The sequence below is a fragment of the Gaetbulibacter jejuensis genome (assembly GCF_039524015.1).
GTDB lineage: Bacteria > Bacteroidota > Bacteroidia > Flavobacteriales > Flavobacteriaceae > Gaetbulibacter_B > Gaetbulibacter_B jejuensis.
Genome location: NZ_BAAAGF010000001.1, coordinates 1,446,826 through 1,473,798, shown reverse-complemented (window position 1 = coordinate 1,473,798; position 26,973 = coordinate 1,446,826). Strand labels below are relative to the sequence as shown.

Genomic DNA, 26,973 nt, shown 5'->3' with positions numbered 1-26,973 from the left:
AAAACTTGTGTAATACGTCACTACAAAATCTGTAGAAGGTTGTGCGCCTAAAATACCTAAATCTTGAACCGTTAAATCAAAATCCTCAAATCCATCATTGCTGTCATCATCGCAAACTTCTAGGTCTAAAACTGGATTAATTATAGGCTGACCAGAAACATTTAAAGTGAAAGTCAATATTTCATAACAATCTGATGTTAAATATTCAATTCTGATGTAAATAACTTGTCCATCAGTACCAGAATATGCTCCAGGGTTTGCAATTGCATTTGTATCATCATCAGCATCAAAAGCGGTTTCATGATAAGTGACAACCATATCTCCTGGTATTGGAGAGGAAGCTAGAACAACAGGAGTATTAGAACTTAAATCAAATATATATGGAGGAACTCCTGTATCACAAATGAATAAATCATTTGCTGGATCTGTAACTATTTCAGGTAGTACATTAATACAAACTTGCTCAGTATATTCACATCCAAAGTCATCAGTAACTCTGTAAGTATAACAATGTGTACCTTCAGTAGCAGGTTGAACTGTTATAACATTTCCTGCTGTATTAGTAATTGATGGATCTGCATCCCAAGCTTCAGAAGTAATTACTGGAGTAAATGATAATTCAGGAGGTTGAATATTTGGGTCAAAATTCATTCCCCAAGAAAATACATATCCATTATCTATAGCTAAATTATCTACAATTCTAATACACCAATCTCCATTAAGTGGGCTACCAACTAAACTTGCAAAAGATTCTACAGGCAAATATGTACCTGGTGCCCATGAGTTTCCTGGAGGGTTAGATCCTGCTGTAATAGTTGGAGCATTTTCTAATAAAACAGTTCCTGACATTGAAAAACAATAATCTGCTCCAACACCAGGTGTATTGGTTCCATCATCATTAGCACCTCCAAAATAGGTGCCTCCTCCTGCTTGTGTAAATAAGTCAGCTTCTTGACCATTCGGTGAAATTATAGTTATATCTAAATCTCCAGAATATGAGTGCTCCATATTAACACAGACATTCAAAAGCTGATTTGGATCTGTTAATGTTTGAGCTGAATCAAAACAATCTACAGTGATACAAGTTTCATAAACAGCACCAGAGCCATCTGGTAAGAATGTTGTACCACTTACTGGAGGCGTACAGTCGTTTATAAAAGGTACTGCATTTACCACACCTTCGATAGTAGTAGATTCTCCAAAACAAATTGTACTTTCAGCAGCTTGAGTACCTGTAAAATCTGGCTCAGTAGCTACCTGAATAACTTGATTTATTAAATTAGTATTTGGACAACCATCAGGATCAACACTTGTATTTGCATCTCTAATATCAAGATTTACAATATACACTCCTGGTGTTGCATACGAAAACGTAGCTGTTTGTCCTGCAATAGTATTACCATCTCCTAAATCCCACTCATATGTTGCTCCAGTACCATCAAACTCAAAGTTACCACTACCAGTAAGTGTAATTTCCTCATTAGGACAAACTCTTATATAACCATCTCCATTTGGAGCTGGCGTAGCTGAATCAATTTGAGAGGTAATAACCTGACAAGGTGTTAAACAAGAAATATCTGCAGCCCAACCTGTTGTTGTACCAGATCCATCTGAAGTAAACTCAATTGTAAGACACCCTGTAGGGTTAGATTCTGTAGCACTTACAAAACCTGGATTATTAACTCCATCAAATGTACCAAAAGCAGGAGATGCTGTACTATCTCCATTATAAATAGTCATTATATCTGCACCTAACTGGGTGTTAAAAGCTGTAAAGTTTAATTGAACTAATTGACCTGGGTTTTCAGGACAAATAGTGAACACCAATGTTTCATTACTTGAATAAGGCCCAGATGCACCTCCTGAGTCATAAAACGTTCCAGAGCATTGGCTTACTGTACCATTCTGCATTGAAACATCTTGAGAGTATGCTGTAAAAGAAAATATAAACAGTATTAAAAATGTAATTTTTTTCATTGCAATTTTTTATTGGAATTGAGACTTAATTATGATAAAGTAATTAGTGTTATCTACTCGGTACATTTCACCAGACAGACCATTAACATTGAATAAGTACTTTAAAGGATTAAACGTTTGAGGATTAAAAACCGTATCTCTTCGTAAATCACTAACATAATAGTTTAACAATGGTACTTCTGAAAGTAATGGACATTGTTTTTGGTCGTTAGGATTAGAAATAAGTTTTATTTCAATTCTATTCCTTAATAAGTTTTTAATGTCCTTTAATCTTTGAGGTCTGTTTAACACATACTCATTAGACTTATCTCCATAAACTTCATTAATTTGTTTTAACTCTTTACTATTTAAAGGAGCATTTACATTATCATTATACTTAATGAGCGAAATTGAAGGTTTAATGTTTTGAGAATTTGCTGAGTAAAATGTCATAAAACACACACATACAGCAAGTAGAAACGGTAATTTAATTTTCATTGCTTTATCAATTTTTAAAAGACGTGAAATTTAAGAATTTTTTAATAAAGACTATGTTAATATGTTAATGAAATTAACTTTTACACAGCTTATTTATATAACAACTGAAATTAAAAAACACCTACCTTGTGTTCAATTTTTTTAATTGCTTATCTTTGCCTTCTGTTTAAATTGACCTTATTTTTAAAATTGTAATGAAAATAGAAAAAGACATAGAAGATTTTGATTCTATTGGTAATGACCACATTGGCACTTCTGCCGACACTCCAATGAGATCTGATGCTTTTAACCTTACTAATGATGAAAAAATAGACATTATTAAGGATGACGTTAGACACATAATGGAGACTTTAGGTCTAGACCTGACTGATGACAGCCTTAGCGGCACACCTATGCGTGTTGCTAAAATGTTTGTGAAGGAAATTTTTGGAGGTTTAAACCCTGATAAAAAACCTAGCGCGTCAACCTTTGACAATAAATATAAATATGGTGAAATGCTAGTAGAAAAAAACATAACTGTTTATTCTACATGCGAACATCACTTATTACCAATTGTTGGTAGAGCTCATGTAGCTTACATATCTAACGGTACAGTTGTAGGTCTTTCAAAAATGAATCGTATTGTCGATTATTACGCAAAGCGACCTCAAGTACAAGAACGTCTTACCATACAAATCGTAAAAGAACTTCAAAGTGTTTTAAATACTGAAGATGTAGCTTGTGTTATTGATGCTAAACACTTGTGCGTTAACTCTAGAGGAATTAGAGATATAGAAAGCAGCACAGTCACTTCTGAATTTGGAGGAAAATTTAAAAATGAAGAAACTCGTAGAGAATTCTTAGATTATATTAAATTAGACACTCAATTTTAGTTTAAACATCACACAAAAAGCAAATGCATCTTTACGACCAGCAACACATTAAAATTTACAACTCATTAAGCGGACAAAAAGAACCTTTTAAATCTATTACCGAAGGGTATGTAGGTATGTATGTTTGTGGACCTACAGTTTACAGTAATGTACACTTAGGTAATGTAAGAACTTTTATGTCTTTTGATATGGTTTTTAGATACCTAAAGCATTTAGGGTATAAAGTACGTTATGTAAGAAATATTACTGATGCTGGTCATTTAGAAAACGATGCTGATGCTGGTGAAGACAAAATCACAAAAAAGGCGCGTTTAGAGCAAATTGAACCTATGGAAGTTGTGCAACGCTACACTGTAGACTTTCACAACATTTTAAGTATTTTCAATTTTTTACCACCAAGTATTGAGCCTACAGCTACAGGTCATATTATTGAACAAATTGAACTTATTAGCACCATAATAAAAAATGGTTTTGCTTACGAAGTAAACGGATCGGTATATTTTGATGTACATAAGTTTAATGAAACGAATGATTATGGCAAGTTAAGTAAACGTAAGTTGGACGATTTAATCCACAACACACGTGAACTTGATGGACAAAGCGACAAAAAAAATCCGCAAGATTTTGCCCTTTGGAAAAAAGCCGAACCACAACACATTATGCGTTGGCCTTCTCCTTGGAGCGATGGTTTTCCTGGTTGGCACTTAGAATGTACAGCAATGAGTACCAAATATCTTGGTGACCGTTTTGATATTCATGGTGGTGGTATGGACTTAAAATTTCCACATCACGAGTGCGAAATTGCTCAAAACGAAGCTGCTAAAGGACAATCGCCTGTTAACTACTGGATGCATGCTAATATGCTTCATCTTAATGGACAGCGTATGTCTAAATCTACAGGTAACACTGTAAACCCTGACGAGTTACTTTCTGGTGACAACAAATTTTTCAGTAAAGCATATTCACCAAGTGTTATACGTTTTTTTAATGCTCAATCGTCTTACAGAAGTGTATTAGACCTTACTGACGATGGATTATTGGCTAGCGAAAAAGGGTTTCATAGATTAATGGATGCTATTAATTTACTAGATAGCATATCGTCTACATCCACATCTACATTAAATGTTTCTGAATGGAAACAGAACTGTTACGATGCTATGAATGATGATTTTAATTCTCCAATATTAATAGCTCATTTATTTGACGCTGCTAAATACATCAACCAAATAAAAGACGGTAAAGCCTCTATTACTTCTGAAGATTTAAAACTTCTAAAACAAACTATGTACGCATTTACATTTGATGTTTTAGGATTACAAAACGAATCAAAAAAAGAGTCTGGTACTGATAAATTATCTGCTGCTGTTGATATTTTAATTAAATTACGACAAGAAGCCAGAGCTAATAAAGACTTTGCTTTATCTGATAAAATACGTGACGAATTAGCTGAAGCTGGAATTCAGCTTAAAGATGGTAAAGAAGGAACTACTTTTACGACAAACTAGTCATGAAAAAAATTATAATAGCTCCTTTTTTATTTTTAATAAAGGTCTATCAAACATTAATTTCACCTTTTCTACCTTCAACATGTAGATACCAACCTACTTGTTCTTACTACACAAAGGACGCATTATTAAAACATGGCTTATTAAAAGGTGGAAAACTGGCAATAAAAAGGATTTTTAGTTGTCATCCTTGGGGAGGTTCTGGTTTTGACCCTGTTCCTGAAAAGGAAAACTAATTTTCAAAAATACTTAACACTTAGTCACACTCAAAGTAGTATATTTACCTTTGAAAAAATAAACACATGCATTTTTTACATATAGACTGGAACCCATCAAAAGGAATAGACTTAAGCTTTTTTACACTACATTATTACAGTATGATGTGGATTGTAGCTTTTATACTTGGTTTCTACATCATGAAACGCATTTATAAAAATGAAAACGAAAGCAACGAATCTTTAGACTCGCTCTTTATCTATTCTGTAGTAGGTATTATGCTTGGTGCAAGATTAGGTCATGTTATTTTTTACCAACCCGAACTTTTTAAAGAAGATTTCTTTAGCGTCTTTTTACCTTTTAGCTTTAAAGGAGGTATTCATTTTACAGGTTTTCAAGGACTAGCAAGTCATGGTGCTGCTATGGCTATGATTGTCTCAATGTATTTATACAATAAGAAAGTGCTTAAAAAATCGGTGCTTTGGATATTAGACAGAGTTGTAATTCCTGTAGCTTCTGGAGCTGTTTTTGTTCGATTTGGGAACTTTATTAATTCTGAAATCATAGGAAAACCAACCAACTCTGATTACGGAGTAGTTTTCACAAAATTGGGTGAAGATTTTCCAAGACATCCAGCACAACTTTACGAAGCAATCTGTTATGTGTTCGTGTTCCTTATTCTATTTTATTTCTATTGGAAAACTAAGAAAAGTGAACAAGAAGGGTTTTTATTTGGCTTGTTTTTAGTGTTATTATGGACTGTTAGATTTTTTGTTGAGTTTGTTAAAGAGGCACAAGTTGAAGAACGTGCTGCATGGGCTTTAAACACAGGTCAATGGTTAAGTATTCCTTTTATTTTAATAGGACTATACTTTATGTTTGTTTATAAGCCTAAATCAAAGCTTTCTTAATGAGAAAGAAAATTTACAACATAGTATATGTTGCTAGTTTAAGCATATTTTGTTTAGCAAACACATCTTGTAAAGAAGACAAAAAAGCGATTAAACCAGTAGTTATTTCCTTTAAAAAAGAAGGTGAACTAACACTTTACAAAAGCACTTCAGACTCTATAGTTAAAACTTTAGATATAGAAATAGCTGATGATGATTACCAAACACAAACTGGTTTAATGTATAGAGATAGTATGAAAGATTCTCAAGGGATGCTATTTATTTTCCCAGATGAGAAATACCATAGTTTCTATATGAAGAATACCAAAATTCCTTTGGATATTATTTTTTTAAATGCTGATAAAACCATTATCAATATCCAAAAAAATGCTAAGCCTTATGACGAAACATCGTTACCGTCAAAAGCACCTGCTAAATATGTTCTTGAAATAAACGCAGGTTTAAGTGATGAATGGAAGCTTACTGCTGGTGATAGCATTTCATTCACTACTTTATAAATTTTCAAACTATAATAAATAAAAACTTAAGCAACTATAAAATAAAAAAGCCACTCTAAAAGAGTGGCTTTTTTGTTATTCAGAATAGTATATAATTCTTACTCTTTATCTTCAGCTGTTTCTCCTTTGTTTTTTAAAGTATCATACATAACTGGAGTTGCAATAAATACAGAAGAATATGTACCTACAACCACACCAACTATAAGTGCAAATAATAAACCTCTTAAAGAATCAGCTCCAAAAATAAACATTGCCAATAATACCACTAACGTTGTTAAAGAGGTATTCAATGTTCTACTTAAAGTACTGTTAATTGCAGAGTTAATATTTTTTCCACCTTTAAAACCAGCTCTTTCTGCTATCACTTCTCTAATTCTATCAAACACAACTACTGTATCGTTTAGAGAGTAACCAATTACGGTTAAGATAGCTGCAATAAACGCTTGGTCAATTTCCATACTAAATGGCATAAATGAATAAGTAATAGAGAACACTCCTAATACAATAATAATATCATGGAAAACCGCAGCAACTGCTCCAGTTGAGAATTGCCATTTTTTAAATCGTAATAAGATGTATAAGAATACAACTACTAATGACCCAAGTACAGCCCAGAAAGACTCTTTTTTGATATCATCAGCAATTGTTGGACTTACTTTACCAGAGAATACTTTACCTACATTGTTTTTAGCTTTAGAGAAATCGTCATACGATGTTCCTTGTGGTAAGTATTTGCTTAGTGATTCGTATAATTTAGTTTGAACGATAGAATCTGCTTCAGCTGAATTTTCATTTACCATGAACTTTGTAGATATTTTCAATTGGTGAGAATTACCAATTGTTTTTACCTCAGCGCTTTCAAAAACGCTTTCTACATCAGCTTTAACCTCTTCAGGATTCACATCTTGGTCAAAACGTACTTGGTAAGTTCTACCTCCAACAAAATCAATACCTTGATCTAATCCTTTAGTAGCTAAAGAACCAATACTAACAACAATTAAAATTGCTGAAAACACATAAGCCACTTTTCTCTTACTAATAAAATCGATGTTCAAGTTTTTAAATAATCCTTTTGTTAACGCAGTAGAGAACTCTAGTTTACCACCTCTGTTTACATACCAGTCAACTAATAATCTAGTGATGAATATTGCAGTAAATAAAGACGTAACAATACCAATTAATAATGTTGTAGCAAATCCTTTAATTGGACCAGTACCAAACACAAATAATATAATTGCAGTTAAACCTGTTGTAATGTTAGCATCTAAGATAGAAGACAATGCATTAGCAAAACCATCTTTTACAGCTTCTTTTTGTCCTTTACCTTTTGCTATTTCTTCACGTACACGTTCAAAAATAAGTACGTTGGCATCTACCGACATACCAATTGTTAATACAATACCTGCTAAACCAGGAAGCGTTAACACAGCTCCTAACCCTGAAAGTACTCCAAATATTAAAAGAATGTTGAATAATAAGGCAATATCAGCAAAAATACCTGACTTACCATAGTATAGTATCATCCATAATAATACTAATGATAATGCAATTAAAAATGATTTAATACCACTATCAATAGCTTCTTGTCCTAAAGTAGCACCAACTTCTTCAGCTTGAACAATATCAGCCGAAGCAGGTAACTTACCAGCTCTTAATACGTTAGCTAAATCTACTGCTTCGTTTAATGTGAATGAACCAGATATTTCAGAGTTACCTCCAGAAATTGGACCAGTTGTTACACCTGGAGCAGAATATACAATATCATCAAGAACAATTGCTATTTGGCTTTGTTGCTGATACGCTTTTCCTGTCATTTCTTCCCAAATCTTAGCACCTTTGCTATCCATTTGCATACTTACAGATGGCTTACCTGTTTGGCTATAAGATTGACGTGCATCAGAAATAACAGCTCCACTTAAAGGTGGTTGATTTTCTCTGTTTCCTACAAGTGCATATAAATCTACATAATCACTATCTTTTGGTTGAATTCCCCAAACAAATTTCACATAACGTTGTTCAGCTGGCAATAATGCTCTTACCTGTGGATTGTTTAAGTATGAAGTAACAAGTTCTTTATCTTTTGCTTCAAAAGTTGCTACTACAGGTCCTCCTGAACCATAACCTCTTAATAAATCAAAAATTGGGTTTACTGCTACATCTGTAGAATCAGTAGTTGTTTCACCTACTAAATCATCAATTAAACTATCAGTTTTTTCAGCTACAGTAGAATCAACAGTTACCTCAGTATCTTTTTCAGTATTAACTATAGGCTTCAACGTTTCGTTAGCTTGCGCTAAGAATGGAAGAAATTGCTCTCCTCTATACGCATCCCAAAACTCTAACTGTGCAGTACTTTGTAAAAGTTTTTTAACACGCTCAACATCTTTAGCTCCTGGAAGCTCTACTAAAATACGTCCTGAGTTTCCTAAACGCTGAATATTTGGTTGAGTAACACCAAACTTATCAATACGCTTACGTAATACCTCAAATGCAGAAACGATAGACTCATCAACTTTAGTTTTGATAATGCCTTTAACGTCATCGTCAGACATATCGTTTGTAATGTCTGGGTACATTGTTCTGTTAGCAAAAATATCAGGAGAAGCTAATTTTTGGTCTCCTTTTATAGCATCAAAAGCTTTGTAGAAAGACTCTAAATATGGCTCTTGAGCGTCTTTTTGAATTTCCTCAGCATCACTTAACGCCTTGTTAAAAACTGGGTCTTTAGAGTCGTTTGCTAATCCTACTAAGATATCTTTTACAGATATTTCAAGGATAACGTTAATTCCTCCTTTAAGGTCAAGACCAAGGTTCATGGCCTTGTCTTTTACCTCGTTGTACGTGTAGTCGGCAATTCCTATATCGAAAACTTTAATGCTTTCTTGTTTTCCGTCTACATCAACTTTGTTTGTTTTAAGAGAGTCTAGGTATCTTACCTCTTCGGCTGCTCTTTCTTCTGGTGTATCAAATTTACTTATTGCTAATTCTTCAGCAGTACTGTCAATTTGATTAGCTTTGAATGTAAATGATAATTGGTATATACTTACCAAACCAAATAACACTGCAAATAGCTTTACTAATCCTTTGTTTTGCATTACTTTATTTTTTGGTCAAATTTTTTAAAAACGAGCAAATATAGAATTTACTCAGAATTTGACAATTATTTTTTATGATTATAAGTGGTTTTAAATGCGCTTTTCGATAAAACACGAAAAACTATCTTTAATAGGAGTGATAAGCTTTTGGGTATAGAAACTTATCTTTTAATAACTGATTAAGCTAAAGGTCCTGCTCTAACTTCAGGAATTTTGTAGGAATACTTATCTATTGCGTTAGCAATATATCTTCTAAACACATAACTAGACGCTCTTAATTGCTCAGTGGCATCAATATTAAGGTAATATGAAGGCGCAAATACATTTGGGTTTATTAATCGGTCGTGGTCAGATTTTAATTCTACAGCAAGTTTACCACTTAATCCAATGTCGTAGTTACTATGAATTTCGTAAACATCAACATTGTAGTCAATTGATGTATTTCTTGATGGAAGTTCATTACTCCTTGATTTGTCATCAAAAGCAGTAACACCTAAATCTAGAACATTATCTTGAGATAATTGCTTTTTAATATTGGTAACGTCAGAAGTGCTGTAATAGGTAATTTTTAGTTGACCGTTATCTTGCTCTACAACCTTAATGTTTTCAGCTCCTGCATGTTGTAACTGCTGTTTTACATTAGCTATAGCATTTTGTGTATCTTCATGACTTACATGTTCTCCTGTAAATTGTAAAACAACTTCCTGATTAGGTACAGACGATTGCTGCTGGCTAGAAAAACCACCTAATACAGATAAAATGATTACCAGAGTACTAATGTACCATCTCAAATTCATGCGCCAAATATATGAAAAAAATAAAGACTGCTATATAGCAGTCTTTAAGTCTATTTTAATCGTGAAAGCTAAAATTTATAATTCTAATAATCCGTTAGTTTTACTTACACCTTCAGCACTTTCTTGCATGTGTGCTTTTTCGGCATCACTAAGCTCAATGCTTACGATTTCTTCAATACCATTACGTCCTAAAATTACAGGAACACCAATACATAAATCGTTTAATCCGTACTCACCTTCTAATAAAGCTGAACATGGGAACATTTTCTTTTGATCGCAAGCGATAGCTTGTACCAATCCGCTTACTGCAGCTCCTGGAGCATACCAAGCAGAAGTACCTAATAATTTTGTAAGTGTTGCTCCACCAACTTTAGTATCTTCTTTTACTTGGTCTAATCTTTCTTCTGATAAGAACTCAGATACTTTAATACTGTTTCTTGTTGCATGCGCAGTTAAAGGCACCATACCTTTATCGCTATGACCTCCAATTACCATTCCGTCAACATCACTAATAGGAGCTCCTAAAGCTTCAGCTAATCTGTATTTAAAACGTGCAGAATCTAAAGCTCCACCCATTCCTATAATTCTGTTTTTAGGTAAACTAGTAGTTTTGTGTACTAAATACGTCATAGTATCCATAGGGTTACTTACAACAATCATTATAGTGTTAGGAGAATGCTCTATTAAACTAGATGAAACCGATTTTACAATACCAGCATTGATACCTATTAATTCTTCACGAGTCATTCCTGGTTTACGAGGAATACCTGAAGTAATTACACAAATATCACTATTAGCTGTTTTGCTATAATCGTTAGTTACACCTGTAATTTTTGTATCAAAACCGTTTAAAGATGCGGTTTGCATTAAATCCATAGCTTTACCTTCGGCAAAACCTTCTTTAATATCTAATAATACAACTTCAGATGCAAAGTTTTTAATTGCAATATATTCTGCACAACTTGCACCTACTGCTCCTGCTCCAACTACTGTTACTTTCATATATAAATAATTTTTAAAATTGTGTTGATTTTTAAGACTGCAAAATTACAAATTATTATACTGTAAATGAAAAAAGCACAAGAATAATCTTGTGCCTTTGTTAAATCTATTATTAACCAAGTTTAAAACGAAAAATTAAGACCTAAACTTGCGCTATCAAACTCTGCTACTGTATAGTCAGCATTGATACCAAAAAAACCTAATTTTAAATTGGCTCCAACAGTTGCTCTAATTCCTGATATATCTTGTTCAACCGAAAATGGGTCAATTATTTCTTCTGAAAATAAAACACCATCGGTTACTCTATAAGTTCCTAATAAATCGGTTGTTGATGTTCCTGTAATATACCCTAAACCACCATAAAAGTTGATTACTTTTAATTTAGTACCAACTATTAATTCAAAAAGCATTGTGTTAACTTCAGTATCTATTTTTTGGTTTTCTCCTTCTACATATTCACCATCAGTAAAATCATAGCTTCCATCTAAATGCGTGTAGGCTATTAAACCAGAAATAGCAACAGGAAATACTTTGTCTGCTGGTAACCATGATGTAAATTCTTGTTGTATACCAAAACCATAGAATCCTACTTTAACATCATCAGTATCTACCTTAGGAAAAAAGCGTCCTTTTAGCTGAGTACCTTTAAAAGGTGAAAAACTAGCTTGTAAAAATGCTGTTGGTATTAAGTTTATGTTTTCTGAACCAATACCTGTAGGTAAGGTTATTTCCACTTCTTGTGCTCCAAAAATAGGATCGTCATAGGTTGCAATAACTGTAATATCAGGATCATTATGCCCTAAAGCTGTAGCTACGGTTTTTGTAGGACTATTATCAGGAAATCTAATATTTTCATAATCTGCTACATTCATTTCAAAAGATTTTTTTTCATCTTTAATCAAAGAAGCATTTCCCATAATAGAAATTTCAAAACCAAAACGTTTTGGTGCTTTTGCATTGTTAAACCAACCATTGTTGATTCCGAAAGCCACTCCTTCAGAAGCTGGAGCTATATAATCTGCCGTAAATCGTTGGGCATCCTCAACACCTGCTGTTAATAGGTCATTTACGTTTTCTTGTGCATTTGTAATTGTAACTGCAGTTACAAACAGCATGAACAGAACACATTTTTTCATAATACTAAGTAGATTAAATTTTTGGTGAAAATAGTAAAATTTATGATTATAACGTATTTTATCGTTAAAAAATTGCACTTTATCGATACTTTATTTTTTTCAGCACAAAAAAAAGCGAATACAAAATGTATTCGCTTTTAGTATAATAATAGCTACTATTAATTACGCATCAATATTAGCGTAAATAGCATTCTTTTCAATAAACTCCCTACGAGGTGGTACTTCGTCTCCCATTAACATTGAGAAGATACGATCTGCTTCTCCACCATTATCAATATTTACTTGACGTAGTGTTCTAAACTCTGGATTCATTGTTGTGTCCCAAAGCTGCTCAGCATTCATCTCTCCAAGACCCTTATAACGCTGCACACTTACACTGCCTCCAAATTCTTCGGCAATTGCATCACGTTCTTTATCAGTCCACGCATAGCTTTTCTTTTGACCTTTCTTCACTAAATATAAAGGTGGTGTTGCGATGTAAATATGACCGTTTTCAATAAGTTCTTTCATGTATCTAAAGAAGAACGTTAAAATTAGTGTTGCAATGTGGCTACCATCAATATCGGCATCACACATAATAACTACTTTGTGATAACGTAATTTCGATAAGTTTAACGCTTTACTATCTTCCTCAGTACCAATGGTAACACCTAGTGCTGTGAAGATATTTTTAATTTCCTCGTTTTCAAACACTTTGTGCGTCATTGCTTTTTCAACATTCAATATTTTACCACGTAGTGGAAGAATAGCTTGAAATGCTCTGTCACGACCTTGTTTTGCAGTTCCACCTGCCGAATCTCCCTCTACAAGGAATACTTCACATTTTTCTGGGTCTTGCTCTGAACAGTCACTCAGTTTTCCTGGTAAACCTCCAATGCTCATTACAGTTTTACGCTGTACCATTTCACGTGCTTTTTGCGCTGCATGACGTGCTTGTGCTGCAAGAATTACCTTTTGAACAATGGTTTTAGCGTCTTCAGGATGTTCTTCTAAATAATCAGTTAACATTTCAGAAACCGCTTGACTTACTGAAGCAGATACTTCTCTGTTCCCTAGTTTAGTTTTTGTTTGCCCTTCAAATTGAGGTTCAGCAACTTTTACTGATACAATAGCTGTTAATCCTTCACGGAAATCATCTCCTGCAATATCAAACTTTAGCTTATCTAACATTCCAGACTCATCAGCATACTTTTTTAAAGTATGTGTCAAACCACGACGGAAACCCGAAAGATGCGTTCCTCCTTCGTGCGTATTAATGTTGTTTACATACGAATGCAAGTTTTCTGCATACGACGTATTGTAAACCATAGCAACCTCAACAGGAACTCCGTTCTTTTCTCCTTCAAAAGAAATAACATCGTTCATTAAAGGCTCTCTGTTACCATCTAAAAACTTCACAAATTCTGAAAGTCCTTCTTCTGAATGGAATGTTTCTCCTTCGAAACTTCCGTCTTCTTTTTTGTGACGTTTGTCAACTAAATGTACTGTAATACCTTTATTAAGGTATGCCAACTCGCGCATTCTACTAGCTAAAGTATCGTAATTGTACTCTAGTGTTTGTTGAAATATTTGTGGATCTGGTTTAAAAGTTACAATGGTTCCTGTTTTATCTGAATCACCAATAGTTTTTACAGGGTATAAAGTTTTACCTCTTTCGTATTCTTGTTCCCAAATTTTTCCTTCTCTGTGAACAGTGGCTTTTAAGTGTTCAGATAATGCATTAACACAACTTACACCAACACCATGAAGTCCACCTGATACTTTATAAGAATCTTTATCAAACTTACCTCCAGCTCCAATTTTAGTCATTACAACTTCTAATGCCGAAACACCTTCTTTTTTGTGTAATCCAACTGGAATACCACGACCGTCATCCTCTGTGGTAATTGAGTTATCCTCATTTATAGTTACTGTGATATTATCACAATGTCCTGCTAAAGCTTCATCAATGGAGTTATCAACTACTTCATAAACCAAATGGTGTAAACCTCTTACACCTACGTCTCCAATGTACATCGATGGACGCATACGCACGTGCTCCATTCCCTCAAGGGCTTGGATACTGTCTGCACCATACTGTTTTTTGTTTTCTTCGCTCATTTTTATTTTAATATGATTTAGTTCTTATTTTACAGAAAAAAAGACGCTAATTGCGTCTCTTTTGAGATACTAACAAAGATAACAAATTATCATGCCTTTTAAAAGTATTTTAACGAGTTAGTTAATAAATTATCAACATTTGTTAATTACTCAAAAGTGCCTTAAAACGTCTAAAAAGCACCTCAAATTTGATTTTGGAATTTTTTTAGACTGCATAAAAAAGGATAAAACACAAAAATGCATTAGAGAGGTTTTAATGCGTTTATAGTTTATTAGAATTACCTTAATAAATCATGATTTTGAGTTGTTGTTCCTTAAACTAATTACACAACTTGATTTAATCAAATAATTAACAAATACCAATGTTATGATAGATGGAAATAATCCTTTAAATAAATTAAATAAAATCCAATTCCAATCTTGCGGAGCGGTTTTTGATAGTTCTATAAACATCAATTCTCCATACGGATAGGATTCATAAAAGAACGTCATTAAAAAGTTATAGCCTAAGTGAAACCCTAAACCTAACATAATTGACTTTGTTTTATAAAATGTGTAGGCCCAAACATAGCCTGTAAATCCTGTTACTAAAATCACATACACGATAGGTATTATTCTTTCTTCCATCATACCATACGAGAATACATGGTAAACTCCAAAACACAATGCTGATAGCAGAATAGCCTTTTTTGACCCAATTCTTTGAATTAGTATATATAGCAACGCTCCACGAAAGACTAAATCTTCGGTCAAAGCTGATTTGATGTGATAGATAAAAGATTGAAATATTAAACTGAAGTCAACAGTCTCTTTTAGTTTCCACTTCACATTTAAAATATATGCTTCAGTAACTACCATCAAAAGACACAGAAGCATCATAAACACAAGTCCTATGAAGAATTGAAGCACTCTATTTGAATAAGGAATGATACCTAAAACATCGATATTTTTTTTCTCAATAAAGCGTAAGAGTGCCCATGAGATTACTAGTATTATTAATAATCCTAACATTTGAAATTACGTTTAAATTAAAGTTATGCTTCTTTTGGTTTCAAAAAAGAGATTGAAAATGGATACTTAAAAGTTCCCGTTTGTAGCGATCTTGAAATATTATATATCGTAATGATAATAGCAAAAAGCACAATCGCTCCTGAAATAAAAAAATTGTAACCAGGAATGATAAAAAAGGATAGTAACGACAAAAAGAACAACAAGGTAATTGTTCCATGAAAATTTACAATTGCTCTACCATGTGCATCATACACCTTACTATCTTCAGCTTTATGAATCCAAAGAAAAAGAGGAAACAAAATACTTCCAAATGGAATAATCAATCCTAAAAAAGGAGAACCATGAAGCAACAACATCCATTTGCGTTGTATGACTTCCTCCTTGGGGTCTTCAAGAATTAGTAATTCGTCAATCTCTATTTCAAGACCTGCTGCCAACAGTTTTACCGTTTGAAGATGTGGCTGCACATCACCTTTTTCTATACGCTGAATGGTTCTAACCGTAACAGTAGTTTTATCAGAAAGTTGCTCTTGCGTATACCCTTTTAGCTTTCGCTGATAGGTTAAATTTTCGCTTAAAGAATTTTTATTCATTTTGATTATTTTTCTGGTACAAATCTACTTCAGGTTATTGGATTTTAACACGACATTTAAATGTCATCTATATGTCATTGTTAGGTTTTATAAGGGTTTTAAGCCTTCATTAAGCAAACTCACATGATAACCCAAAATAATACATTGGGTTAGCCTAGTGTTTAAAAGTAATTATTTTTAAAATAAAAAAGCCGGTTAAAAACCGGCTTTCCTTCTTATAGGTTATTAAAATTAATATGCATCAGTATGTACTTTTGCAACTGCTCTTCCACTTGGGTCATTCATGTTTTTGAATGCTTCATCCCACTCTAAAGCAATTTTTGTACTGCATGCTACACTAGGTTCTTGTGGTACGCTTAATGCAGCTGCATCACTTGGAAAATGCTCTTCAAAAATAGAACGATAATAAAACTCTTCTTTATTTTGAGGTGTTTGTATCGGGAACCTAAAATGCGCATTCTTCATTTGCTCATCGGTTACTTCTTCATTCACTACTTCTTTCAAAGTGTCAATCCAACTATAACCAACACCATCACTAAACTGTTCTTTTTGTCTCCAAGCTACGCTCTCTGGTAGCATATCTTCAAAAGCTTTTCTCACTACCCATTTTTCCATACGTTCTGGTGTAATCATTTTATCTTGAGGGTTGATACTCATTGCCACATCCATGAATTCTTTATCTAAAAACGGTACACGACCTTCAATTCCCCAAGCTGCTAAACTCTTGTTTGCTCTTAAGCAATCATACATATGCAGTTTACTTAATTTACGAACCGTTTCTTCATGAAACTCTTTTGCATTTGGTGCTTTATGAAAGTACAGATAACCACCAAATAATTCGTCAGCACCTTCTCCAGACAACACCATTTTTATTCCCATAGACTTAATAACTCTTGCCATTAAATACATTGGTGTACTCGCGCGAATAGTTGTAATATCATAGGTTTCTAGCTGATAAATTACGTCTCTTACCGCATCTAACCCTTCTTGAATGGTAAACTTTATTTCGTGGTGAACAGTTCCAATATGGTCTGCCACTTTTTGTGCTGCAGCCAAATCTGGAGACCCTTCAAGTCCTACTGAAAAGGAGTGTAATTGAGGCCACCAAGCATCTGAAGTGTCATCACTTTCAATACGTTTTTGAGCATATTTTTTTGCAATTTCTGAAGTCACCGAAGAATCTAATCCTCCTGAAAGTAAAACACCATAAGGCACATCGCTCATTAACTGTCTGTGAACAGCTGCTTCAAGTGCTTCTTTTATTTTTGAAATACTTGTTTCGTTGTCTTTTACCGCATCATAATCAGTCCACTCACGTTTATGCCATTGCACAAACTCACCATCTTTACTAGACATATAATGACCTGGAGAAAATAGTTCAATTTTTGTGCAAACACCTTCAAGCGCTTTTAGTTCTGATGCTACATAAAAGGTTCCGTTTTGATCCCATCCAATGTATAATGGAATGATTCCCATGTGGTCTCTAGCTACAAAATATTCGTCTTTTTCAACATCATAAATTGCAAAACCAAAAATACCATTAAGCTCATCAACAAAATCAGTTCCTTTTTCTTGATACAACGCCAAAATAACCTCACAATCACTTTCAGTTTGAAACTTATAATCAGGAAATTGTTTACGCAACTCTCTGTGGTTATATATTTCTCCATTAGCCGCTAAAACAAATCTCTTATCTTCCGAAAACAAAGGTTGTTTTCCTGAAGCAGGATCAACAATCGCTAAACGCTCATGCGCCATAATCGCTTTATCGTTATCAAAAATTCCGCTCCAGTCTGGACCACGATGACGGATTCTTTTTGACATTTCTAATATTTGAGGTCTTAAATCTTCTGTTTTCTGCTTTAAATCAAATGCACATACAATTCCACACATAATTTCTCTTTTTTATATCAATTGTTACATATTATGAAGCAAATATTCATTTAAGATTACAAAATAAAAAACATAATCAACATTTCAATTACAAATTAAAACTAAAAACCATAAATTATCATGAATAAAAAAGTTATTCAACTGTATTTTGTTATTTATATTTACAAAATGAAACACTTAAGCCTACTCGTTTACCTTTTGCCTTTTGTACTATTTAGTCAAACATGGCAACCTACTTCAATTACTCCTAACATAAATGGACAACGTTTTGATGATGTTTTCTTTATAAACGACAATACTGGTTGGGCTGCGAATGGTTATTATGCAGCAGTTTTTAAAACTACTGATGGTGGTGACACTTGGACAGAACAAGCTAGTTCTAGTGATTTAGGTGGCAGCTACTACTTTAGAAATATTGAATTCATTAATGAAAGCATTGGTTTTTTAGGGACTTTAAATGGTAAATTTTTCTCAACAAATGATGGTGGGACAACTTGGACTGAAGTCACCAATATCTCTCCAAACCCTCAAGCTATTTGTGGTTTGAATGCTGTAGGTAGTTCAACAATTTATGGTTGTGGAGCCTATTTTACTCCTGCTTACATTATAAAGTCCACTGATAGTGGTTTAAATTGGCAATACATTGATATGTCTGCTTATGCTAATGCACTAGTAGAGATTAAGTTTATTAATGAATTGATAGGTTATGCTTGCGGAAGTAATGCAAATGGTGCCTGTGTACTTAAAACCACTGATGGAGGAAGTACTTGGACAGAACTATTTAATTCTAATATACCTGGAGAATATGTGTGGAAATTTCAGATTTTAGAAAATGTACCTAATGTATTTTTTGGAGCGATTTCTTCTATAGCTCCCAATCCTGGAAAATTGATAAAATCCGTTGATAGTGGAACCACATGGAACAGTTATGACGCACCTGAAACCGATGTTCAAGCGGTTGGTTTTATCAATGAAAACAAAGGTTGGATGGGAGGACATACTACTGGTTTTTATGAAACAGTAGATGGTGGACAAACTTGGACGAACCTAAATGTTGGCTCGAATCTAAATAGGATTTTTATTATTAGTCCTGCTTTAGCTTATGCCTCAGGAACTTCTATCTATAAATTTACGGATGCCTCTTTGAACATTAGCGAAGTAGAATCCAACTCAAAAACACTTGATATTCATATTAAAAATAATCCTGTAGACACAACACTAGAGTTTAGCATTTACTTTCACAACAATGATAATCTACTAATTGAGCTATACGACAGTAAAGGAATTTACATAAAACAGCTTTCAAGAGAAATCATTACTTCAACTGAAATTGAAAAGCATTACACCTTTGATGTGAGTTCGCTTTCATCTGGAACTTACTTTATAAACTTCCATAATAATTTCCAAAGACAGTCTCTAAAATTCATTAAACAATAAACTTAGCACGATTTTTGTTTAACAAAAATTAACAATCTTAACTCTATTTTTTATAAGTGAAATCTTAAATTTAGAAACTTAATAAAACAACGTATGAAAAAAGTAATGAATTTATCCAAGCTAGCATGTTTAGCAATTTTATTAGTCTCATTTAGTATGAACGCTCAAGATTTTAAAGATCTTGACAAAAGCCCTATGGATGCAGCTGCATTTCCAAGTAGCCACAGAGTATCTGAAAAAACTGTCAAAGTTATTTATAGCAGACCTCAACTAAAAGGCAGAACAGTTCAATCTTTAGCTCCAAATGGAGAAGTTTGGCGAACTGGAGCAAATGAAGCAACTGAAATAACGTTTTACAAAGATGTTACTGTAGGTGATAAAAAGGTTAAAGCTGGCACTTACTCACTGTTTACTATTCCTGGTGAAAAATCTTGGACCATTATTATAAATTCTGATGTTGATGTTTGGGGAGCTTACAGTTATAACAAAGGCAATGATGTAGCAAGAGTTGAAGTTCCTGTTAGCGAAGGCAAGAAAAGCCTTGAAGCTTTTTCTATAGCATTTGACGACGAAGGCAGTATGCATTTAGCTTGGGGAACTCTAAGAGTTGCTGTTCCAATGAAATAAAAAATATGAAACACTAAAAAAGCCTTGATTTCTCAAGGCTTTTTTTATTTATGGTATGTTCAAATATTTATGTGTTTGTAACGACACTTTCCATTTAGGATTTTTCATTACATAATCAACAATTTCAGGAACAACTTTATCGCGTTTGCTCCACTCAGGTTGTAAGTATAAAATACAATCTTTATTTACTTTTGCTGCTTGCTCTTCAGCAAAACGAAAATCGTCTTTATTATAAACAATCACTTTTAACTCATTAGCATTATCATACACTTCTTGAGTTGGTAATTTCAATTTTTTAGGAGACAAACAAATCCAATCCCAAGTACCTGTTAGCTTATAAGCTCCAGATGTTTCAATATGCACTTGCAGTCCTTTTGCTTTAAGCTGCGATGTTAAAGCAGTCATATCCCAAGTTAACGGTTCACCTCCTGTAACAACTATAGTGTCACTATACTTAGCGGCATTTTCAACAATTTTAGACGTTTCAGTTGGCGGATGAATGTCTGCATTCCAACTTTCTTTCACATCACACCAATGACAACCAACATCACAACCTCCTACTCTAATAAAGTAAGCAGCTGTTCCTTTGTGATAACCTTCTCCCTGAATAGTGTAAAATTCTTCCATTAAAGGAAGCATCTCACCTTTATCAACCAATATTTGCGTCTCTGTCTTCATTGCCGCAAAGATAAGTTACTATTAGAAGTTTAGTGTTAAAATGTTAAAAAGATTTTCTGTAGGATTAATTCTAGATTAGTATTTTTATAGAAATTTTTTGAATAATGAGCAGAAACGAAGAATTCTTTAACCACATTACCGAAGGAAACACCAATAAAGGTGAATTCATTACACTTGGCTCTGCCATGTTGGATGGTGAAACTATAAAAAACGCCTATGTAAATGTTCCGCTTAAAACCATGAATAGACATGGACTTATTGCTGGAGCTACAGGTACTGGAAAAACAAAAACACTACAAGTTTTAGCTGAAAATCTTAGCGAAAAAGGTGTTCCTGTGTTATTGATGGATATTAAAGGAGACCTAAGTGGCTTAGCACAACCTAGTCCTGGACACGTTAAAATTGACGAACGTCATGAGGCTATCGGTTTACCTTTTGAGGCTAAATCGTTTCCTGTTGAAGTAATGACATTATCTGAACAAGATGGTGTAAGACTAAGAGCAACCGTTAGCGAATTTGGTCCTGTACTTATTTCAAGAATTTTAGATGTAACAGAAACCCAAGCTGGAATCATTTCGGTTATTTTTAAATATTGTGACGATAATAAACTTCCACTTTTAGACTTAAAAGACTTTAAAAAAATACTACAATATTCTACTTCCGAAGGTAAAGACGAATTTCAAGAGGAATATGGCCGAATTTCAACAGCATCTACAGGAGCAATTCTTAGAAAAATTGTTGAGCTAGAGCAACAAGGTGGCGACTTGTTTTTTGGAGAAAAATCTTTTGACACCCAAGACTTACTTAGAATTGCTGATGATGGTAGAGGTTACATAAACATTATTAGGTTGACTGACATACAAGACAGACCAAAACTGTTTTCAACTTTTATGTTGAGTCTCTTGGCTGAAATCTATTCTACTTTCCCTGAACAAGGCGATACAGGACGACCAGAATTAATCATGTTTATTGACGAAGCACATTTAATTTTCAATGAAGCTTCTGACGCTCTATTAGATCAAATAGAAAGCATTGTAAAATTAATACGAAGTAAAGGTGTTGGGTTGTATTTTGTAACACAAAACCCTACTGATGTTCCTGAAGCTGTCCTAAGTCAATTAGGTTTAAAAGTTCAACATGCGTTAAGAGCATTTACAGCTAAAGACAGAAAAGCAATTAAGCTTACAGCTCAAAACTATCCTGATACTGAATATTACGATACCGCTGAAGTATTAACCTCTTTAGGAACTGGAGAAGCATTAGTTTCAGCATTAAATGAAAAAGGAAGACCAACACCACTTGCAGCAACCATGATGCGTGCACCTATGAGCAGAATGGATGTTTTAACCGATTCTGAATTGAGCAACTTATTGTCTAGCTCTAAAATGGTGAAAAAATACAACGAAACCATCGATAGAGAAAGTGCGTATGAAATATTAAATGAAAAAATTGAGCGTGCTGAGGCTGAAGAAGCTAAGGAAAAAGCTCGAAAAGAAAAAGAAGAGCTTAAAAAAGCGGGGTCAAAACGAAGAGCTTCGAGTACAAGAAGCAATAGAATGAATCCTGTTGTAAAAGTACTTACAAGCGCAACGTTTATTAGAAGTGTTTTTGGCATCCTTACTAAAGTGATGAAAAAATAATCTTCAATACCAACACATTAAAAAACACTATAACATTAAAATAAAAACCATGAACAAATCCCTGCTTTACCTTATTATTTTCACTTTAGTTCTAACAAGTTGTAAAAAAGAACAAGACCCTTTTCAAGTTAGTAAACAACATATTGGGTTACTAACCGACTCTACCCAAGTCAAAGATTTGGAAGCTTTATTTGTAAATGACTCCATTGTAAACTATATAAAAGGTGATGAATTTATTGAAAACAAAAGTGATATTGAAGTGTTTGAAAAAGGCGGTAAAAAACTATTGATTTTATCTCCTAAACAAGTTTTAGATTCAACATCAACTATTGGTAGTGTTCAAATTATCGACTCTAGATTCAAAACAGATAAAAACATTTCAACACTAAGTACTTTTAAAGATATACAAGACAATTACACAGTATCAAGAATAAATAATTTAATTAATTCTATTGTGATTTCGGTTGATGAAATTAATGCATCCTTTACAATTGATAAAAAAGAATTACCAGCTAATTTGAGATTTGACATGAACTTAAAAATTGAAAAATCTCAAATCCCTGACACAGCAAAAATTAAATACTTTTTTGTTCATTGGAATTAGGATTTAAATAGGTTTACTTTAATTAATGAATCCATTTTTTTCCAAAATATTAGTTGATATTGCTCGCAAACGACTCAAAGCTAGCCAAAAGACTACTACCGAGTTTAGTAAACGACAAATTGTACCTGTAGTAAGAAATCTTCAGGTAGAGTTATCTCATGCCATTAAAGAGTATATTTTTATCATTATTGGTGTGTTTTCAGCAGGTTTTGGACTTAAAGGGTTTTTACTACCTAATCGTTTTATTGATGGTGGTGCTACAGGTATTTCATTACTTTTAGAAAACATCACAAACATAGAATTAAGTTTTCTACTTATACTAGTCAACATACCTTTTCTTATCTTAGGAGCAAGAACATTAAGCCTAAAGTTTGCCATAAAAAGTATTATTGCCATTGCTTTTCTAGGGTTTGTAGTGCATTATATTGACTATCCTACCATTACTGAAGACAAACTACTAATCGCTGTTTTTGGTGGCTTTTTTCTTGGTTTAGGAATAGGAATGTCCATGAGAGGCGGAAGCGTTATTGATGGTACTGAGGTGTTGGCAATTTATTTAAGCAGAAAATTATCCCTAACAGTTGGTGATGTTCTTTTGCTTATTAATATCATCATCTTTTCATTTGGTGCTTACGTACTCTCTATAGAAACTGCATTATATGCCATTTTAACCTATTTAGCAGCTGCTAAAACTGTAGACTTTGTGGTTGATGGTGTTGAGGAATATGTAGGCGTTACTATTATTTCTGAAAAACATGAAGAATTAAGAACAATGCTTATTGAAAAGTTAAGACGCGCCTGCACTATTTATGCTGGAAAAGGCGGTTATGGAGGAAAAGGGCAAAGTTATGACAAAGACATTATTTATACAGTAGTAACCAGATTAGAACTCGCCAAACTACACACTGAAATTGACAAAATAGACAAAGATGCTTTTATCATAATGGGATTGGTAAAAGACTTAAAAGGAGGTATGATAAAACGAAAACCTCTAAAATAGCACCTAAACAATTAACAATAGCACATAACTATATAAGCAACGCTGTATATGGTTAACTTTTTACACAAATGAAAAATTACACAGTACAAAACTCTCCTTTTGTAGTTCCCACTACCGATGGAAAAACAATTAAAGAACATTTTGGATTAGCAACCGATGGCAATTCACAACTAAGTATTGCACACATGACAGCTCCTCCTGGTTGGAGCGAACCTTTTCAAACACCTGAGTTTGACGAATACACGTTTATAATTAAAGGACAAAAACAATTTATAATTGAAAATGAAGTTGTAATTTTAAAAGCAGGTCAATCCATAAAAATTAACAAAAACGTAAGAGTGCAGTATTCTAATCCTTTTACTGAACCTTGTGAATATTTAGCTATTTGCTTACCAGCATTTTCTATGGATTTAGTAAATAGAGAATAAATGAAACAACTTCTTGCAAAATTTTTAGGATTTAGCTTAAACGTGCTAAGTTACATATCGAAGTCTTTTGCTGCCAATAGAGCTTTGGCTTTATTTTCTATGCCTTTAAAAGGAAAAGCAACAGAAGAGCAAACAGAATTTTTAGAAACATCATTTAGAGAAGAATTGATGTACGACAACATCCCAATAATGACTTACCGTTGGGTTGGAAAAAACAAAACTATACTTTTATTACATGGTTGGGAAAGCAACTCTGCACGTTGGAAAAACCTTATACTTAACCTAAAAAAGAAAGACTATAACATTATTGCTATAGATGCTCCAGCACATGGAAAATCTGGAGGCACAAGTTTTAACGCGATTTTGTATTCTGAGTTTATTAATGTAGCAGTATTAAAGTTTAAACCCGAGATTATCATTGGGCATTCGGTTGGTGGTATGGCTTCTATTTTCTTTCAGTACAAATACCAAACTCCTTTTATAAAAAAGTTTATCTTGCTTGGAGCGCCTTCAGAGTTTAAAGATATTCTTGGTAGGTATACAAAAATGATGGGTTACAACCAACGTATTAACACCAAGATTAACTCAATAATTCTAGAACGTTTTGGGGTAAAACCTGAAGAATTTTCGTCTTCAGAATATATCAAACAAAACAATTCCGAAGGGTTAATAATTCATGATGAACAAGACCAAATTATCCCTTACAAGGATGCTTTGCTTATAAAAAATAGTTTTAAAAACAGTAAATTAATTACTACACAAGGCATGGGTCACTCTTTAAACAACGATACTGTTACTTCGTACATTAATGATTTTATTGATGCCTAATCTTGTTTTATCTTTGCACTATGGAAGATAATCTTAAACGTCTTAATAAATACCTAAGTGAAGTTGGCTATTGCTCTCGTAGAGCAGCTGATAAACTTATTGATGCTGGTAGAGTTACTATAAACGGTAAAGTACCAGAAATGGGAACAAAAGTTAGTCCTGATGACGAAGTACATGTTGATGGCAAACTTGTAGAAAACAAAAAAAAGTCTTTTACTTACCTAGCGTTTAATAAACCTGTTGGTATTGTTTGCACTACAGATACTCGTGTTGAAAAGGATAACATTATCGATTTTATCAACTATCATAAACGTATTTTCCCAATTGGTCGTTTAGACAAACCAAGTGAAGGATTAATACTACTTACAGATGATGGTGATATTGTAAACAAAATATTAAGAGCTAGCAACAACCACGAAAAAGAGTATGTTGTTACGGTTGATAAACCTATTTCTCAAACTTTTATTAATAGAATGTCCAATGGTGTACCAATATTAGATACAGTTACTAAAAAATGTAAGGTTACTAAAGTTGGCACCTACGAATTTAAAATTATTCTAACACAAGGTCTAAATAGACAAATACGAAGAATGTGTGAGTATTTAAATTACGAAGTACAAACCTTAAAGCGTACACGTATTATGAATATAAAGCTAGATATGCCTATTGGGAGTTATCGCGAACTTACTCAAAATGAAATGGATGAACTTAATGAGTTACTAGAAGGTTCAACCAAAACATTTCAATCTAAAAAAAGGAGACCTTAACCCACATGTCTTTCTCTAGCTAATAAAGTATTTTTAAGTAGCATAGCAATAGTCATTGGACCAACTCCACCAGGAACAGGTGTAATATAACTTGCTTTTTTACTTACATTTTCAAAATCGACATCACCAGTAATCACATACCCTTTTGGAGAAGACTCATCAGGAACTCTAGTAATACCAACATCTATAATAACAGCGTCGTCCTTAACCATTTCTGCTTTTAAGAAATTAGGAACTCCTAATGCTGAAATGATAATATCTGCTTGAGAAGTAATTTGTGTAATGTTTTTTGTATGACTGTGTGTTAATGTAACTGTTGAGTTTCCTGGGAAACCTTTACGTCCCATTAAAATACTCATTGGTCTTCCAACAATATGACTACGACCAATTACAACAGTGTGTTTTCCTTTGGTTTCAACACCATAACGATCAAGCAATTCTAAAATGCCAAAAGGTGTAGCAGGAATAAAAGTACTCATATCCAATGCCATTTTACCAAAGTTTGCAGGATGGAATCCATCTACATCTTTATCAGGATCAACAGCTAAAAGCACTTTTTGAGTATCAATTTGTTTTGGTAGTGGTAACTGAATAATAAATCCATCAATATCTGGATTTTCATTTAGTTCTTCAATTTTATCTAACAATTCAATCTCACTAGTTGTATTTGACATTCTAACTAAAGTAGACTCGAAACCAACACGTTCACAAGCTTTTACTTTACTTCCTACGTAAGTTAAACTTGCTCCATCGTTACCAACAATAATTGCCGCTAAATGAGGCACTTTTTCTCCTTTAGCTTTCATTTTTTTTACTTCAGCAGCAATTTCATCTTTGATATCGTTACTAATCTTTTTTCCGTCTAGAATTGTCATGTTATTA

The 26,973-nt window shown here is 33.4% G+C and carries 25 protein-coding genes; 13 read left to right on the top strand and 12 right to left on the bottom strand.

What is annotated here, in order from left to right; all coding sequences use genetic code 11:
- On the bottom strand, positions 1–1,977 hold a 1,977-nt coding region (locus tag ABD011_RS06560), incomplete at its 3' end, for a PKD domain-containing protein (RefSeq protein ID WP_343796761.1).
- A 9-nt stretch (positions 1,978–1,986) separates the two neighbouring features.
- Entirely contained in the window at positions 1,987–2,454 is a 468-nt protein-coding gene (locus ABD011_RS06555; protein ID WP_129758971.1) for a hypothetical protein, read from the bottom strand.
- Between the two features lie 194 nt (positions 2,455–2,648).
- On the opposite strand from ABD011_RS06555, the gene folE reads away from it, so the two are divergent.
- From folE to ABD011_RS06530, 5 genes are all read left to right on the top strand, one after another.
- Entirely contained in the window at positions 2,649–3,326 is a 678-nt protein-coding gene (folE, locus tag ABD011_RS06550; RefSeq protein ID WP_129758972.1) for a GTP cyclohydrolase I FolE, read from the top strand.
- A 23-nt stretch (positions 3,327–3,349) separates the two neighbouring features.
- Entirely contained in the window at positions 3,350–4,831 is a 1,482-nt protein-coding gene (cysS, locus tag ABD011_RS06545; protein WP_343796759.1) for a cysteine--tRNA ligase, read from the top strand.
- 2 nt (positions 4,832–4,833) lie between these two features.
- Positions 4,834–5,067, top strand: coding sequence for a membrane protein insertion efficiency factor YidD (gene yidD / locus ABD011_RS06540; protein WP_131505695.1), 234 nt, complete (start codon positions 4,834–4,836; stop codon positions 5,065–5,067).
- 66 nt (positions 5,068–5,133) lie between these two features.
- Positions 5,134–5,958, top strand: a complete 825-nt coding sequence (lgt, locus tag ABD011_RS06535; protein WP_343796757.1) for a prolipoprotein diacylglyceryl transferase — start codon at positions 5,134–5,136, stop codon at positions 5,956–5,958.
- Positions 5,958–6,455: a DUF192 domain-containing protein gene (locus tag ABD011_RS06530; protein WP_343796755.1), complete on the top strand. Its 498-nt coding sequence runs from the start codon at positions 5,958–5,960 to the stop codon at positions 6,453–6,455. Before lgt ends, ABD011_RS06530 begins: the two co-directional genes overlap by 1 nt.
- A gap of 98 nt (positions 6,456–6,553) precedes the next feature.
- On the opposite strand, the gene secDF is transcribed toward ABD011_RS06530, so the two are convergent.
- The 8 genes from secDF to asnB all read right to left on the bottom strand — a co-directional run bounded on the left by secDF (position 6,554) and on the right by asnB (position 18,082).
- Entirely contained in the window at positions 6,554–9,550 is a 2,997-nt protein-coding gene (gene secDF, locus ABD011_RS06525) for a protein translocase subunit SecDF (RefSeq protein WP_343796753.1), read from the bottom strand.
- Positions 9,551–9,729: 179 nt separating this feature from the next.
- Complete coding sequence (locus ABD011_RS06520) at positions 9,730–10,347, bottom strand: hypothetical protein (RefSeq protein WP_343796751.1); 618 nt, start codon at positions 10,345–10,347, stop codon at positions 9,730–9,732.
- A 75-nt stretch (positions 10,348–10,422) separates the two neighbouring features.
- Positions 10,423–11,349, bottom strand: coding sequence for a malate dehydrogenase (mdh, locus tag ABD011_RS06515; protein ID WP_343796749.1), 927 nt, complete (start codon positions 11,347–11,349; stop codon positions 10,423–10,425).
- A gap of 122 nt (positions 11,350–11,471) precedes the next feature.
- Positions 11,472–12,485: a DUF6588 family protein gene (locus tag ABD011_RS06510; RefSeq protein ID WP_343796747.1), complete on the bottom strand. Its 1,014-nt coding sequence runs from the start codon at positions 12,483–12,485 to the stop codon at positions 11,472–11,474.
- Between the two features lie 162 nt (positions 12,486–12,647).
- Positions 12,648–14,585 carry a DNA topoisomerase (ATP-hydrolyzing) subunit B gene (gene gyrB, locus ABD011_RS06505; protein ID WP_131505702.1) on the bottom strand — a complete coding sequence of 646 codons (1,938 nt, stop codon included), beginning with the start codon at positions 14,583–14,585 and terminating at the stop codon, positions 12,648–12,650.
- 291 nt (positions 14,586–14,876) lie between these two features.
- Positions 14,877–15,596 (bottom strand): CPBP family intramembrane glutamic endopeptidase, encoded by a 720-nt coding sequence (locus tag ABD011_RS06500; RefSeq protein WP_343796745.1) that lies wholly within the window; start codon positions 15,594–15,596, stop codon positions 14,877–14,879.
- Between the two features lie 23 nt (positions 15,597–15,619).
- Positions 15,620–16,189 (bottom strand): magnetosome magnetite crystal formation protein family, encoded by a 570-nt coding sequence (locus ABD011_RS06495; RefSeq protein WP_335974417.1) that lies wholly within the window; start codon positions 16,187–16,189, stop codon positions 15,620–15,622.
- Positions 16,190–16,420: 231 nt separating this feature from the next.
- Positions 16,421–18,082 (bottom strand): asparagine synthase B, encoded by a 1,662-nt coding sequence (gene asnB, locus ABD011_RS06490; RefSeq protein ID WP_343796742.1) that lies wholly within the window; start codon positions 18,080–18,082, stop codon positions 16,421–16,423.
- A 120-nt stretch (positions 18,083–18,202) separates the two neighbouring features.
- On the opposite strand from asnB, the gene ABD011_RS06485 reads away from it, so the two are divergent.
- Both ABD011_RS06485 and ABD011_RS06480 read left to right on the top strand, forming a co-directional pair.
- Entirely contained in the window at positions 18,203–19,519 is a 1,317-nt protein-coding gene (locus tag ABD011_RS06485; protein ID WP_343796740.1) for a YCF48-related protein, read from the top strand.
- A gap of 93 nt (positions 19,520–19,612) precedes the next feature.
- Positions 19,613–20,146: a DUF2911 domain-containing protein gene (locus ABD011_RS06480; protein ID WP_131505707.1), complete on the top strand. Its 534-nt coding sequence runs from the start codon at positions 19,613–19,615 to the stop codon at positions 20,144–20,146.
- 48 nt (positions 20,147–20,194) lie between these two features.
- Here ABD011_RS06480 and ABD011_RS06475 read toward each other — a convergent pair whose 3' ends face one another.
- A complete protein-coding gene (locus ABD011_RS06475; RefSeq protein ID WP_129758985.1) occupies positions 20,195–20,824 on the bottom strand; it encodes a 7-carboxy-7-deazaguanine synthase QueE in 630 nt (209 codons plus the stop codon).
- 104 nt (positions 20,825–20,928) lie between these two features.
- On the opposite strand from ABD011_RS06475, the gene ABD011_RS06470 reads away from it, so the two are divergent.
- The 6 genes from ABD011_RS06470 (at position 20,929) to rluF (ending at position 26,091) form a co-directional block, all read left to right on the top strand.
- Entirely contained in the window at positions 20,929–22,464 is a 1,536-nt protein-coding gene (locus tag ABD011_RS06470; protein WP_343796736.1) for a helicase HerA-like domain-containing protein, read from the top strand.
- A 49-nt stretch (positions 22,465–22,513) separates the two neighbouring features.
- Positions 22,514–23,068 carry a hypothetical protein gene (locus tag ABD011_RS06465; protein WP_129758987.1) on the top strand — a complete coding sequence of 185 codons (555 nt, stop codon included), beginning with the start codon at positions 22,514–22,516 and terminating at the stop codon, positions 23,066–23,068.
- Positions 23,069–23,093: 25 nt separating this feature from the next.
- A complete protein-coding gene (locus tag ABD011_RS06460; protein ID WP_131505710.1) occupies positions 23,094–24,068 on the top strand; it encodes a YitT family protein in 975 nt (324 codons plus the stop codon).
- A gap of 68 nt (positions 24,069–24,136) precedes the next feature.
- The gene (locus ABD011_RS06455; RefSeq protein ID WP_131505711.1) at positions 24,137–24,496 is read left to right on the top strand and encodes a cupin domain-containing protein; all 360 of its coding nucleotides are present in this window, start codon (positions 24,137–24,139) and stop codon (positions 24,494–24,496) included.
- Positions 24,497–25,324: an alpha/beta hydrolase gene (locus tag ABD011_RS06450; RefSeq protein WP_343796733.1), complete on the top strand. Its 828-nt coding sequence runs from the start codon at positions 24,497–24,499 to the stop codon at positions 25,322–25,324. It begins immediately after the preceding gene.
- Between the two features lie 20 nt (positions 25,325–25,344).
- On the top strand, positions 25,345–26,091 hold the full coding sequence (gene rluF, locus ABD011_RS06445) for a 23S rRNA pseudouridine(2604) synthase RluF (protein ID WP_129758991.1): 747 nt from the start codon (positions 25,345–25,347) through the stop codon (positions 26,089–26,091).
- Here the strand turns inward: rluF and ABD011_RS06440 are convergent.
- The gene (locus tag ABD011_RS06440; RefSeq protein ID WP_131505715.1) at positions 26,088–26,966 is read right to left on the bottom strand and encodes a bifunctional 5,10-methylenetetrahydrofolate dehydrogenase/5,10-methenyltetrahydrofolate cyclohydrolase; all 879 of its coding nucleotides are present in this window, start codon (positions 26,964–26,966) and stop codon (positions 26,088–26,090) included. The two genes, rluF and ABD011_RS06440, sit on opposite strands and share 4 nt — an antisense overlap.
- Positions 26,967–26,973 lie beyond the last annotated feature (7 nt).